This window comes from Rhodococcus sp. AZ1, assembly GCF_054979605.1.
Genome location: NZ_JBUEQF010000006.1, coordinates 104,742 through 117,182, shown reverse-complemented (window position 1 = coordinate 117,182; position 12,441 = coordinate 104,742). Strand labels below are relative to the sequence as shown.

At 68.4% G+C, this 12,441-nt stretch carries 11 protein-coding genes; 5 read left to right on the top strand and 6 right to left on the bottom strand.

What is annotated here, in order from left to right; translation table 11 throughout:
* Positions 1-10: 10 nt before the first annotated feature.
* On the top strand, positions 11-946 hold the full coding sequence (locus ACY48E_RS09570) for a HAMP domain-containing protein (protein ID WP_462871923.1): 936 nt from the start codon (positions 11-13) through the stop codon (positions 944-946).
* Between the two features lie 52 nt (positions 947-998).
* Here the strand turns inward: ACY48E_RS09570 and ACY48E_RS09565 are convergent, their stop codons facing one another.
* The 3 genes from ACY48E_RS09565 to ACY48E_RS09555 form a co-directional block, all read right to left on the bottom strand.
* Positions 999-2,222 carry an acyl-CoA dehydrogenase family protein gene (locus tag ACY48E_RS09565; RefSeq protein ID WP_462871922.1) on the bottom strand — a complete coding sequence of 408 codons (1,224 nt, stop codon included), beginning with the start codon at positions 2,220-2,222 and terminating at the stop codon, positions 999-1,001.
* Between the two features lie 45 nt (positions 2,223-2,267).
* A complete protein-coding gene (locus ACY48E_RS09560; RefSeq protein WP_462871921.1) occupies positions 2,268-3,668 on the bottom strand; it encodes an acyl-CoA dehydrogenase family protein in 1,401 nt (466 codons plus the stop codon).
* A gap of 69 nt (positions 3,669-3,737) precedes the next feature.
* Positions 3,738-4,541: an inositol monophosphatase family protein gene (locus tag ACY48E_RS09555; protein ID WP_462871920.1), complete on the bottom strand. Its 804-nt coding sequence runs from the start codon at positions 4,539-4,541 to the stop codon at positions 3,738-3,740.
* A 102-nt stretch (positions 4,542-4,643) separates the two neighbouring features.
* Here ACY48E_RS09555 and prfB point away from each other — a divergent pair, with 102 nt between their 5' ends.
* Genes prfB through ACY48E_RS09535 form a run of 4 tightly spaced genes read left to right on the top strand, consistent with a single transcriptional unit; the run spans position 4,644 to position 8,972 of the window.
* Complete coding sequence (gene prfB / locus ACY48E_RS09550; RefSeq protein ID WP_462871919.1) at positions 4,644-5,759, top strand: peptide chain release factor 2; 1,116 nt, start codon at positions 4,644-4,646, stop codon at positions 5,757-5,759.
* Positions 5,759-6,661 carry a mechanosensitive ion channel family protein gene (locus ACY48E_RS09545; RefSeq protein WP_462871918.1) on the top strand — a complete coding sequence of 301 codons (903 nt, stop codon included), beginning with the start codon at positions 5,759-5,761 and terminating at the stop codon, positions 6,659-6,661. Before prfB ends, ACY48E_RS09545 begins: the two co-directional genes overlap by 1 nt.
* A 14-nt stretch (positions 6,662-6,675) precedes the next feature.
* Positions 6,676-6,936: a hypothetical protein gene (locus ACY48E_RS09540; RefSeq protein ID WP_462871917.1), complete on the top strand. Its 261-nt coding sequence runs from the start codon at positions 6,676-6,678 to the stop codon at positions 6,934-6,936.
* Between the two features lie 11 nt (positions 6,937-6,947).
* Positions 6,948-8,972, top strand: a complete 2,025-nt coding sequence (locus ACY48E_RS09535) for a glycoside hydrolase family 31 protein (RefSeq protein WP_462871915.1) — start codon at positions 6,948-6,950, stop codon at positions 8,970-8,972.
* Between the two features lie 16 nt (positions 8,973-8,988).
* On the opposite strand, the gene ACY48E_RS09530 is transcribed toward ACY48E_RS09535, so the two are convergent.
* From ACY48E_RS09530 to ACY48E_RS09520, 3 genes are read right to left on the bottom strand one after another with little or no spacing between them, the layout of a single operon-like run.
* Positions 8,989-9,915 (bottom strand): NAD-dependent epimerase/dehydratase family protein, encoded by a 927-nt coding sequence (locus tag ACY48E_RS09530; protein WP_462871914.1) that lies wholly within the window; start codon positions 9,913-9,915, stop codon positions 8,989-8,991.
* A 4-nt stretch (positions 9,916-9,919) separates the two neighbouring features.
* Positions 9,920-11,014 carry a hypothetical protein gene (locus tag ACY48E_RS09525; RefSeq protein ID WP_462871913.1) on the bottom strand — a complete coding sequence of 365 codons (1,095 nt, stop codon included), beginning with the start codon at positions 11,012-11,014 and terminating at the stop codon, positions 9,920-9,922.
* The gene (locus ACY48E_RS09520) at positions 11,014-12,435 is read right to left on the bottom strand and encodes a class I adenylate-forming enzyme family protein (RefSeq protein WP_462871912.1); all 1,422 of its coding nucleotides are present in this window, start codon (positions 12,433-12,435) and stop codon (positions 11,014-11,016) included. Before ACY48E_RS09520 ends, ACY48E_RS09525 begins: the two co-directional genes overlap by 1 nt.
* Between the last annotated feature and the right edge of the window lie 6 nt (positions 12,436-12,441).

Sequence of the window (12,441 nt, the reverse complement as noted above, 5' to 3'; positions counted from 1 at the left end):
GGGAAGCGCTGTGATCTCGCGCAGACGTGCACTCTCGCTCAGGCTGCGAGTGCTCGTGCTCACCACGGTTCTCTCGGCGGGTGCCGTCGCGGTCTCGTCCCTGGCGATCTACGTCGTCGTCGAGGACGCCCTCCAGTCCCAGATCGTCGCGCGAGTCGAACGCAACGCCACCAAGTTGGCCACCAGCGCATCGACAGGGGTGTCCCCGGCGGCGCTCGGCTTCGCCAGCGACGGGGCGCAGGGCCTGCGGGTCGCGGTGGTCACCTCCACCGGCCAGCTGGTCACTCAGAACGGGTACGCCGAACCGTTCGCCGACGACTCCGGGCGCCTGTCGACCGAGTTCGAACCACTGGTCGGCGGGCAGAGAGATGCCATCACGGTGATCGCTCACGGGTACGTCGCCGCGGGGCGCACGGCCTCCAACGGTCAGGTGGTGATGGTTGCCGAGCCGCAGAGCTCGATGGAGCCGACGCTGCACACTCTGGTTCTCTGGCTCGGCGGTCTCGGGGCTGCGCTGATCGCGGTCGGGGCCGCTGCCGGGTCCGTGGCTGCCAACGCCGGTCTGCGACCGGTGGCGCGCCTGACCAGGGCGACCAACAGGGTGGCGCAGACCAACGACCTTCGACACATTCCCGTCGTCGGTGACGACGAGCTGGCCGCGTTGACCAGAAGCTACAACGCGATGCTCACCGCGCTCGTGCATTCCGGTGCCCGCCAGTCGCAGCTGATCATCGACGCCGGAGCCGAGCTGCAGACCCCGTTGACCGCACTGAGAACCAACATCGAACTACTCATCTCCACGCAGACCGGATCGGTCGGCGTGATGGATCCCGAGACCGAGTCGGCTCTGCGCCGCGACATCGTCGAGCAGTTGGACGAGCTGACCCGTCGCATTCAGACTCTCGTCGACGAGGCCCGGGGAACGGAGAAGCGCGCCGACACCTGACCCCGCAGGATCAGGCGTCGGCGCGCCCCGGCTGGTGCTGCGCCGAGCGTGTCTACTTCAGCTCGGCCGAGCTCAGGCCCAGCACTCGGCGGGCGACGATGAGCTGCTGGATCTGCTGGGTGCCCTCGAAGATGTCGAGAATCTTCGAGTCCCGCGCCCACTTCTCGAGCAGCGGACGCTCGGAGTACCCGAACGTCCCGGCCAGTTCCACGGCCTTGAGCGTGATGTCGGTGGCGCTGCGTCCGGCCTTGGCCTTCGACATCGATGCCTGCAGGCTGTTCGGCTCCTTGTTGTCCGCCATCCAGGCTGCACGAAGGGCCAGCAGGTAGGCGGCCTCCCAGTCGGCTTCGAGGCGGATGAACTCTGCCGCCGCGGCGGGCTGGTTCATGGCGGGCGCGTCGTAGTCGACCTCGACGCCGGCGTCGGCGAGGATGCTGCGCAGCTCCTCGAGGGCAGCCCGCGCCACACCGATGGCCATACCGGCCACAAGGGGGCGAGTGTTGTCGAAGGTCTGCATGACACCGGCGAAGCCCTTGTCGGTGTTCACGTCCGCGGAACCGAGGAGGTTGTCCTTGGGGATGCGGCAGTTCTCGAACAGGAGGGCGGCGGTGTCGGAGGCCTTGATGCCCAGCTTGTGCTCGAGGCGTGAGACGGTCATGCCCGGTGTGCCACGTGGGACGACGAAGGACTTGATCGCGGCGCGGCCCTTGCTCTTGTCGACGCTGGCCCACACGACGACGTGTGTCGAGCGCTCACCGGCGGTGACGTAGATCTTCTCGCCGTTGAGCACCCACTCGTCGCCGTCGAGAACAGCGGTTGCGCCCACGGCGGCCGAGTCGGATCCGAACTCGGGTTCGGTGATGGCCATCGAAGCCCACACCTTGCCGAAACGCTCGAGCTGCGCATCGGTGGCCACTGCCGCGATCGCGGAGTTGCCCAGGCCCTGGTACGGCACCGACAGGGTCAGGCCCACATCGCCCCAGCAGGTTTCGATCACGTTGACCAGGGCGGACATGTTGCCGCCATTGGCGTTGGCGGTCTTGCTGGGCTTGGGTGCCTCCTCGCCGCCCTTCTCACGACCGCCGGCGGCGCCGCCGATCTCGCCACCGGCGTCGGACATGCCCTCCACCATGGCCGCCATGGTGTCGAGTTCCTTGGGGTATTCGTGCTCGGCCAGGTCGTACTTACGAGAGACGGGCCGGAAGATCTCGGCGGCCACCTGGTGCGCCTGGTTCGCCGAAGCCTTGAGCTTGCGGGGAAGTTCGAGGTTGATCATCGTGTGTTCCTTCTGAAGAACGTCGGTGGGTGTCGTGGGTTCGGATCAGATGAGGACGATGCCCTCGGCGACGCCTACGGCGCGCAGGTCGCGGTACCAGCGCTCGACCGGATGCTCCTTGGTGAAGCCGTGTCCGCCGAGGAGCTGCACGCCGTCCAGACCGATCTGCATGCCCTTGTCGGTGGCCAGGCGACGCGCCAGCGAAGCCTCGCGGGCGAATGCCAGGCCCTGCTCGGCGCGGGAGGCGCCGCGCAGGGTGACCAGCCGCATGCCGTCGAGCTCGATGGCGATGTTGGCCACCATGAACGCCACCGCCTGGCGGTGGCTGACCGGCTCACCGAAGGCCTCGCGGCTGTTGACGTACGGAATCACGTAGTCGAGAACCGCCTGCGACGTGCCCGCGGCCAGCGACGCCCAGCCCAGACGCGACAGGTGGACGGCATCGGTGTAGTTGCTCAGTGCGGTTGCGGAGTCGACCTCGCCGAGCAGCGCGCTCTCGGGAACGGCGACATCCTCGAGGAGCAGGCGACCGAGCCCTGCCGCGCGCAGGCCCATGCTGGGGTCAGCCTCGACAAGCAGTCCCTTGGCGTCCGATTCGACGATGAAGAACGCGGGGCGCCCGTCGAGTTCGGCGCCGATGATGAACAGCTCGGACGCGGCCGCGGCCGGCACCAGGCTCTTGACACCGTTGATCTTGAACCCGCTGGGGGAGCGCACGGCCTTCGTCTTCAGCGCGAACGGGTCGAACAGGGCACGCGGCTCGTTGATCACGACTGCGGCGTTCGGAACGTTCTCGCCGGTGAACGAGGGCAGGTAGGTCTTCTGCTGGGCAGCGGATCCGAACTGGGTGAGCGCGACGGCCACACCGCTCGGTGCGAGGATCGGCAGGGCGAGGCCCATGTCTCCGTGCGCAAGTGCCTCGGCGACCAGCGCGTTGGTGACGGCGCCGCGCTCGCTGGCGGCACCTTCGATCTGCTCGGGGACGTTGATGAGGGTGACACCCAGCTCGGCGGCGCGGCTGACCAGGTCGGGCGGCGAGGCAGCGGCCTCGTCGGCGTCGTGCGCGGCCGGGCGCAGGATCTCCTCGGCGAACTCCTTCACCGTCTCGACGATCATCTTCTGCTCGTCGTCGGGTGTGAGGTCGAAGTAGTCCTTGCGGGCGCCGGTGGCATCGGGGAGGCGCTCGGGCTTGCCGCCGGTGACCTTCTCGAACGTGCGGGTGGCGGCACCGAGGGTCTTGAAGCCGGTCTTGGTGCTCTCGTAGATGCCGCGGTCGATGGTCTCGCGGATTCCGTACTTCTCTGCCAGGTCCGAACCGGTGATCTTGGACAGCACGCGCATGGCTGTACCCATGGCGTCCCGCTTGATCGGGTTCAGGCCCACAGCGGAGTCGTTCTTCGCCGAGCGCTTGGCCGAGGGGGAAACGTCTTGCTTCGTCATGATCACCAGTGGTTTCTCGGTGTTCGGTCGTGGACGACGAGTATCTTACTCCGCAGTAAGATAGGTGTCTACCACCTAGTAGGTATCCGATGTCAGACCGTTCAGAACCGCCGCGTGCAGAAGACCGTTCGACGCAACCGCGCTGCCCCCGGCCGGGCCGTTCTCCCCGCTCAGCGAGGTGAATCGGCCGCCCGCCTCGCGAACCACCACGTCGAGGGGTGCGAGATCCCACAGCGACACCTCGGGCTCGAGTGCGATGTCGAGCGCACCTTCGGCGAGCAGGCAGTAGGACAGGAAGTCCCCGTACGCCCGCACTCGCCACACCCGGTCGGTCAGGTCGAGGAAGTTCTCCCGCAGCCCCAACTCGCGCCAGCCGGACAGGCTGGAGAAGCTCAGGCTCGCTGACCCGAGATCGTGGACGGCCGAGACCGTCAACCGGCGGGGCTCGGAATCGGCGAACCTGCCCCAGGCCCCGCAGCCCGACGCAGCCCACCAGCGCCGCATCAGAGCCGGTGCGCTGACCACCCCCACCGTGGGCACACCGTCCTCCAACAGCGCGATGAGCGTGGCCCACACCGGAACCCCCCGCACGAAGTTCTTGGTGCCGTCGATCGGATCGACCACCCACTGCCGCCCGGTCAGAACGGCGTCGCCTCCGAACTCCTCGCCCAGCACCGCATCGTCCGGCCGCTCGACTGCCAAACCTGCCCGGACCACGCGCTCGACGGCGAGGTCGGCGTCGGAGACCGGCGTCAGGTCCGGCTTGTCGTCGACACGCAGGTCCGTGGCGAGAAACCGGTCTCGGGTGATGGCATCGGCGGCGTCGGCCAGTTGCAGCGCCAGTGCGAGGTCGGGCGGGCTGTCCGCGGGAGTGAGCACGCCTGCGAGGCTATAGACGATCGAGCACAGTGTGCAGTATTCGGTACTGAGCACGGACTACTGCACACTCGCCCCGGGGTGGACCCGGTAGCGTGGCTGACCGTGCATCCCGACGTCGCCGCCTCCATCGCCGAACTCGATCAGACCCTGCGGACCGTGGAGTCGGTGCTCGATGTGGACGAGCTTCGACGCCGCATCGACGAACTCGAACACCAGGCCGCCGATCCCGAGCTGTGGAACGACCAGGAACACGCCCAGCAGGTCACGAGCGAGTTGTCGCACGCGCAGAGCGAACTCCGCCGAGTCGAGGCACTGCGCGGTCGCCTCGACGACCTGCCGGTGCTCTACGAGCTCGCCGAGGCCGAGGAGGGCGACGCGGCAGTCGACGCCCTCGCCGAGGCCGACGCCGAGCGCGAATCGCTCGGTCACGACATCGAGCAGCTCGAGGTTCGCACGCTGCTCTCCGGCGAGTACGACAAGCGCGACGCGCTGGTCAACATCCGCTCCGGCGCCGGGGGCATCGACGCGGCCGACTGGGCCGAGATGCTCATGCGTATGTACATCCGCTGGGCGGAGAAGCACGGCTACGGCGTGGAGGTCTACGACACTTCCTACGCCGAGGAGGCGGGCATCAAGAGCGCGACCTTCGCCGTCAAGGCCCCGTACAGCTACGGCACCCTGTCGATCGAGCAGGGCACCCATCGGCTCGTGCGCATCAGTCCCTTCGACAACCAGGGACGACGGCAGACCTCCTTCGCCGAGGTCGAGGTGCTGCCGGTGGTCGAGACGACCGACCACATCGACATCCCGGAGGGCGACGTCCGCGTCGACGTGTACCGCTCGTCCGGCCCCGGCGGACAGTCGGTGAACACCACCGACTCCGCGGTGCGCCTGACCCACATCCCCACCGGCATCGTGGTGACCTGTCAGAACGAGAAGTCCCAGCTGCAGAACAAGGTCTCGGCGATGCGGGTGCTCCAGGCCAAGCTGCTCGAGGTCAAGCGCAAGGAGGAGCGCGCGGAGATGGACGCGCTCAAGGGCGACGGCGGGAGTTCGTGGGGCAACCAGATGCGTTCGTACGTGCTGCACCCGTACCAGATGGTGAAGGACCTGCGTACCGAGTACGAGGTCAACAACCCGGGCGCCGTCCTCGACGGCGATATCGACGGCTTCATCGAATCGGGCATTCGCTGGCGCATGCGCGGTGACGACACCTGATGCACACGCTGGGATTCGGACCGTTCCAGACGGCGGATCTGCAGTTCTGGCTACGCACCAACGGCCTGCAGATCGTGCTGTTGATTCTCGGTGGCATGTTGGCCGCGCGCTTCGTCGCATGGGCCGGACGCACCGTGCTCGCCCGCTTCGACACCGAGTACGAACAGAGCGAGGACCTCGTGCGCAGCGAGGCGGCGAAGTACCGGCACTCGCTGGCGCAGGTGATCACGTGGGTCGTGGTCGCGTTGATCTATGTGCTGGTCACGGTTCAGGTGCTCGAGCGGCTGGGCTTCCCGATCTCCAGTCTCGTGGCGCCGGCCACCGTGCTCGGTGCCGCGCTCGGCTTCGGCGCCCAACGCATCGTCCAGGACGTCCTGGCCGGGTTCTTCATCATCACCGAGCGGCAGTACGGCTACGGCGACGTGGTGCGCATCGCGGTGGTCGGAGCAGTCGAGGAGGCCACCGGCACCGTCGAGGACGTCAACCTGCGCGTGACCCGCATCCGGTCCTCCGACGGCGAGGTGATCACCCTCCCCAACGGCCAGATCGTGAAATCGGTGAATCTGTCCAAGGATTGGGCGCGCGCCGCGATCGATGTACCCGTGCCGCTGGGATCGGACATCGCGCACGTCACCGACACGCTCAAGGGAATAGGTGCCCGCGCGTACGAGGACGACGCCCTGCGTGAACTGCTCCTCGACGAACCCACCGTGATGGGCGTGGATTCCATCGAGGTCGATCACGTGAATCTGCGCGTGGTCGCTCGGACTCTGCCGGGCAAGCAGTTCGACGTCGCCCGCGAGATCCGCGCGAGGATAGCCCTCGCCCTGCGCGGCGAGGGCATCATCGTCGACCCCGAGGCCGGTCGCGCCGAATCGGCTCGAGAGCAGGAGCTCCGGTGAGGAGGGTGCTCGGCATGCGAACGTCCACCATCGGCTTGCTCCTGGCGTTCACGGTTGCGCTGGGAACCTATCTCGCTGTCCGACCCGATCCGACCACCGACGAGAACTCTCCCGTCTACAACCGCCCGCCCGCGACCACGACGGCCCCGGCGGGGATTCCGGTCCCCGGGCTTCCGGGTATCACCATTCCCGTGCCCACGACCACACCGACCACGACCACGACCACACCGACCACGACCACCACACCGACCACGACCACATCCGTTCCACGCTGAGGGCCAACCACATGAGCAGCTTCGAGACAACGCCCGATTCCGTCGTCTGGCGGGGTGGAGGTGAGACCCTCACGGTCCAGGCGTGGGGTGCGGACGGCATTCGCGTGCGAGCGCGTCGGACCCCACTCGTCGGCGACGACCATCACGCTCTGCTGCCGGTGGCACCCTCGACACCCACGATCACCGTCGACGGTGAGACCGCAACCCTGGTGCAGGGTCGCATCACGGTGGTGCTGACCGCGCGCACCCTTCCCGACGAGAGCTACGGACACGCGCGCCGTCTGTGCGCCCTCGAGTTCCGCAACCAGCGGGGGGAAGTCCTGCTCCGCGAGATCGATCCCGGCGGCTCGCTCAAGCTCGCAGCCCGTCACTATCGACCCAACATCGGCGGCAATCACCGCATCACGGCTGCCTTCGAGCCGCCGGCGGGCGAGAAGCTGTACGGCATGGGCCAGTACCAACAGGCGATCCTCGACGTCAAGGGCAGCACGTTCGAACTGGCCCATCGCAATTCGCAGGCCAGCATCCCGTTCGTGCTGTCCTCCGCCGGGTACGGCTTTCTCTGGCACAACCCTGCGATCGGGCGTGCGACGTTCGCGACCAACCGCACGGAATGGGTCGCCGAGGCATCGAGCTGCCTCGACTACTGGATCACCGCCGGGGACAGCCCCGCCGAGATCACGGCCGCGTACGCCGAGGCCACCGGGCACGTGCCGATGATGCCCGAGTTCGGCCTGGGTTTCTGGCAGTGCAAACTGCGGTACTGGAACCAGGAGCAGCTACTCGAGGTGGCGCGCGAGCATCGCCGTCGGGACCTTCCGATGGACGTGATCGTCGCGGACTTCTTCCACTGGCCGCAGATGGGCGACTACCGGTTCGACCCGGAGTTCTGGCCGGACCCGAAGGCGATGGTGGACGAACTTGCCGAGTTGGGCATCGAACTGATGGTCTCGGTGTGGCCACAGGTGTCGATGAAGTCGGAGAACTTCGAGGAGTTCGATCGGCGCGGGCACCTGGTGCGGGTGGAGCGCGGCATGGACGTGCAGATGGCGTTCCAGGGTCCGAGCATGTTCCTCGACCCCACCAATCCGTCCGCGCGCGAACATCTGTGGGAGATCTGCAAGCGCAACTACCACGATCTGGGTGTGCGGCTGTTCTGGTTGGACGAGGCGGAGCCCGAGTACGGCGCGTACGACTTCGACAACTACCGCTACCACCTCGGCCCCACACTCGAGGTGGGCAACATCTATCCGCAGGCGTTCTCGCGTGCCTTCTACGAGGGTCAGCTGGCCGCCGGGCAGAACGAGATCGTGAACCTGGTGCGATGCGCCTGGGCGGGCAGCCAGCGCTACGGTGCCCTCGTGTGGTCGGGTGACATCCACTCGACCTACGACGATCTGCGCCGCCAGATCACCGCAGGAATCCACATGGGTGTGGCTGGGATCCCGTGGTTCACCACGGACATCGGGGGATTCCATGACGGCGACATCACCGACCCGAACTTTCACGATCTGCTGATTCGCTGGTTCCAGTTCGGCACCTTCTGCCCGGTGATGCGCCTGCACGGCGATCGCCAGCCGACCGAGCGGGTCACCGGCGCCGACGGTATCGAGCGGTGCCCGTCGGGGGCGGACAACGAGCTGTGGAGCTTCGGTGAGGACATCTACGAGATCCTGGCGTCGTACGTCCGGCTGCGTGAGCAGCTGCGGGACTACACACGCGCTGCGATGACCGAGGCGCACCGCAACGGCCAACCGGTGATGAGAGGTCTTTTCCACGACTTCCCGCACGATCGACACGCGTGGGACGTGGCCGATCAGTTCCTCTTCGGCCCGGACATCCTCGTGGCGCCCGTCGTCGAGCCCCACGCATCCGAGCGTGAGGTGTACCTGCCCGCGGGTGTGCGGTGGCGCGAGATGCACACCGGTTCGATCCACGACGGGGGTGTGCGCATCACGGTGGACGCTCCCCGTCACCTGATCCCCGTCTTCGTGCGCGACGGTTCACTCGAGGGCATCGGCCTCGATCTTCGGTGACGTGTCCGCTCGCTCCTCAGCGAGCCTGCTCGGAGCGGTTCCGGAGCCCGGTGATGTAGCCGGGCATCCGATCCTCGGGTTCCCACCCGGTGGACAGCGCGCGCCCGATGTCGAGAACGAAGGTGTGCGCCAGCGCGTCCACCGAGTACGTGGTGATTCGTGGCTCGGAGCCGGTGACGCGGGCGAGCAGGCCGCCCAGCTCGACGGCGATCCGTGCCACCGGCAGCGGCATGTGACGGATCGTGACCTCTGCGCCCAGTGCCGCACCGAGCAGCGCGCGAGCAGTGGCGTCGCGCGCAACCGGGACGCGGTCGGCGATGTTGTACGCCCCGCCCGGCCATCGGAGTGCCTGCACACAGGCGTCCGCGAGGTTGTCCACGTGGGTCATCGACAGATGCACGTCTGCGCCGGGAAGCACGATCGATCGACGCCGCACCGCCGCGATCAGTCTGGGCAGCAGGTGCGTGTCGCCGCGTCCGTAGACCGCGCGCGGTCGCAGCACCACCGCGCCGGCGTTCAGGGCCAGTCGATCGGCTTCGGCCTTGGTACGGCCGTAGGAGTTCAGGTGCCCGCCCGCGGTGGGATGGCTCTCGGTAACCAGGGTGCGGTCGACGGTGACGTCGTACACGCTCGACGAACTGACCACCACCATCGGGATGGCGGCCGCTGCGTCGAGCAGGCGCGCAGTCCCCTCGATGTTGACGCGGACGAATCGGTCGTCGTCCACCCCCGGTCGCGGGTCACCGACCGCCGCGGCCAGATGAATCAGCGCGTCCACGGCGGAGAGATCCGGTGCAGGGCCGACGGCGTCCCAGTGCACCCACTCGTGCGCATCGGGAACTGGGCGGCGCCCCCAGGCGATCACGGTATGCCCGTCGGCTCGCAGCCGCCGGACCACAGCGCCGCCGCAGAACCCGCTCGCGCCGGTGACCGCTACCCGCATCCGCTCACCCATGTGCTTGCGCCGACAGGGCGATCTCCAACCTCTGCCACGCCGGAAGTGACGCGGAGCGATCGGGGACTGCGGCGACCACTGTCGGCATCAACGGTGCGAACGCGACAAGAACGGAGTCCATCAGTGCCCGCGCGACGGCCACGCCGGGGCAGGTGCGGCGACCGGCGCCGAACACGAGCCTGCTGTCCCCGGCGGGGGCGGGGTGATCGACCGACAGTGCGTGATGGCGTTCGCCCACGGCTCGTCGAACCATGAGCAGGAGGAGGTCGCGGGAGCGGATTGAACGCCCCCCGATCTCGGCGGCGGAACCGGCCACCCTCGGCATGATCGGTGACGGTGCGATGACGCGGAAAAGTTCCGCTATCAGGGTCTCCCGCCGATCCGGATTCAGCACGTCGTCCCACAGGTCGTCGTCGGCCACACGTGCAACCGCTCGCGGGAGTGCGGCGTAGGTGGTGACGATCGTGGCGATGGCGAGCATCGTCTGTCGTGCGTCGAGGTCGACCACGTCCGCGAGGTGGTCGTGGAAGCGACGCCGACGCCAGTACGGCAGCTCCGAATCGGCCGCCGACGACGCTGTTCGGCGGGCGGCCTCCGCGAACCGAGCGATGGCCGGGCCGTCCATGGTCCGGCCGATCATGGTCGCCGCGGTGGTACCCGACAGCTGGTCGGTGAGCCGGCACAGGTCCACCCGCCGCCCGGCCATCAGCGTCTCGACGGCGGCGTCGAGGTGCGGTTGCCACAGTCCGCGCAGATTCTCGATGTTGCGGGGGTCGAGCGCGCTCGTGATCTCGCGCCGCGACTGCCGGTTCGCCTCGTCCTCGGCATCGAAGACCGTGTCGGCGATCTCGTGCTTGCGGAAGGTGCCACCCGTGGTCCGATCACCGGTGTGATCGAGGGGAACCTTGGTCAAGGTCCGCCGAATGCCGTCGGCGTCGTCGATCAATACGGTCGAGCCGACGCGCCGAGCGGGGATCCTGCACAGCGCACCGAGGACGCCGTAGAGAACGGGGTGGGCGCCGCGCGTGTACACCCGGCGATCGCGCGTGCGCCCCGCCGACGGCGTTCCCCTCGAGTGCGTGCCCATCACGAGTGCACTCCGAGGTCTCGCAGCCGTGCAACTGCGGCCACGCGGTCCGGCTTGCCCGATCGGGCCGAACGCGGAATCGTGCCGATGACGATCCGATCCGGTCGAGCCACACCGAGAGCCGCCACGGGCCCACGCAGTTCGGAGTGGACCTGCTCGGCCGACGCACCGGGGACGGGCTCGACCAGGAGCACCACCTGCTCGTCGAGATCCTCGGACGGAACGCCGATGAGCAGGGCGGTGTCCACCGACCGAACATGCAGCGACGGTTCGTACAGGCCGGGGTAGATGTTGACCGCGCCGCGCAGGATCATGTCCTTGCGCCTACCGTGCAGCACGATGCGCCGATCATCGACCGAGCCCTGGTCGCCGGTGTCCACCTCGGTCAGCGGCGGGCCGCCCAGATACCCGCGGCACATCCCGTCGCCCCACACGTGAATCCCTCCGGTCTCGTCGGCTCGCGCGTGCATGCCCGGGAGCAGGTCGCCGGCGACGTCCCCGGTCCCGTCGTACGCGTTCTTCTCCGCCGCCTCGATCGCGGCGATCGGGAACGCCTCGGTCATCGCGTACACCCCCCACGCCGCGTCGGCTCCCGCCGCCCGCAGTCGGCCGAGCAGAGTCGCCGACGCCGGCGCCGATCCGGTGAACACTCGGCCCGTGAACCGCGCACCCCGATCGAGGAGGGCGCGCGCCTGCGGCGGGGTCGTGTACGTGACGTCTGGTCGCAGTCGGGCGATCGCCCGTGCGGACAGGGACGGGCACACCGTCGCCGACCGGGCGAGCGCGGGCAGCATCGCGAAGATGGTGGGAACCACCACCGTTCGCCCCCGCGTCATTCCCGTGAGGTCGGCTGCGGCCGCCATCCCGGCGCTGATCGAGGAGGGGCCGTGGACGACGCCGCGGGGATCGCCGGTGGTGCCCGAGGTGAAGATCACCACCGAGCCCTCGCCGTCGGGTCTGCGCGGCGGAGGGGGTGCCGACAGGCGGCGCGGCAGGACGATCGCCGGTGCCACGGCGTCGACGCGGGCCAACTCGCGGCCGGTTCGGCGCAGGATCGGGCGAACGGGTGCGCTGGTCGCCACCCGGATGGCGCGTTCGGTGAGCACCAGTGACACCCGTGCGGTGCGCATCTGCGCATCGAGCACCTCGGCCGAGATGCGGGGGTCCGCCGCCACCACGCACGCGTTCAGGCGGAACGCCGCCAGCACAACCGCGAGCGCCTCGGGCCCCGGACGTATCGCCAGACCGATCGAATCACCGCTGCCGATCCCACGACGATGCAACTCGCCCGCGATCGACAGTGCCCGGTGGGCCAGATCTCCGCGGCTGATCACGCGACCGCGCACGCTCGTGAACGCCGGATCGTGGGGAGTGCCGGCCAGTGCGTCGAGGAGGTCGTCGAGTCCGGGGTGGGTGGTCATCGAATC

What these genes read in the sequence shown, in the direction of transcription:
- ACY48E_RS09535 (WP_462871915.1), top strand. Translation starts at nt 6,948, where the DNA reads ATGAGCAGCTTCGAGACAACGCCCGATTCCGTCGTCTGGCGGGGTGGA.
- ACY48E_RS09525 (WP_462871913.1), bottom strand. Translation starts at nt 11,014, where the DNA reads ATGGGCACGCACTCGAGGGGAACGCCGTCGGCGGGGCGCACGCGCGAT.
- ACY48E_RS09565 (WP_462871922.1), bottom strand. Translation starts at nt 2,222, where the DNA reads ATGATCAACCTCGAACTTCCCCGCAAGCTCAAGGCTTCGGCGAACCAG.
- ACY48E_RS09520 (WP_462871912.1), bottom strand. Translation starts at nt 12,435, where the DNA reads ATGACCACCCACCCCGGACTCGACGACCTCCTCGACGCACTGGCCGGC.
- ACY48E_RS09530 (WP_462871914.1), bottom strand. Translation starts at nt 9,915, where the DNA reads ATGCGGGTAGCGGTCACCGGCGCGAGCGGGTTCTGCGGCGGCGCTGTG.
- ACY48E_RS09545 (WP_462871918.1), top strand. Translation starts at nt 5,759, where the DNA reads ATGCACACGCTGGGATTCGGACCGTTCCAGACGGCGGATCTGCAGTTC.
- ACY48E_RS09540 (WP_462871917.1), top strand. Translation starts at nt 6,676, where the DNA reads ATGCGAACGTCCACCATCGGCTTGCTCCTGGCGTTCACGGTTGCGCTG.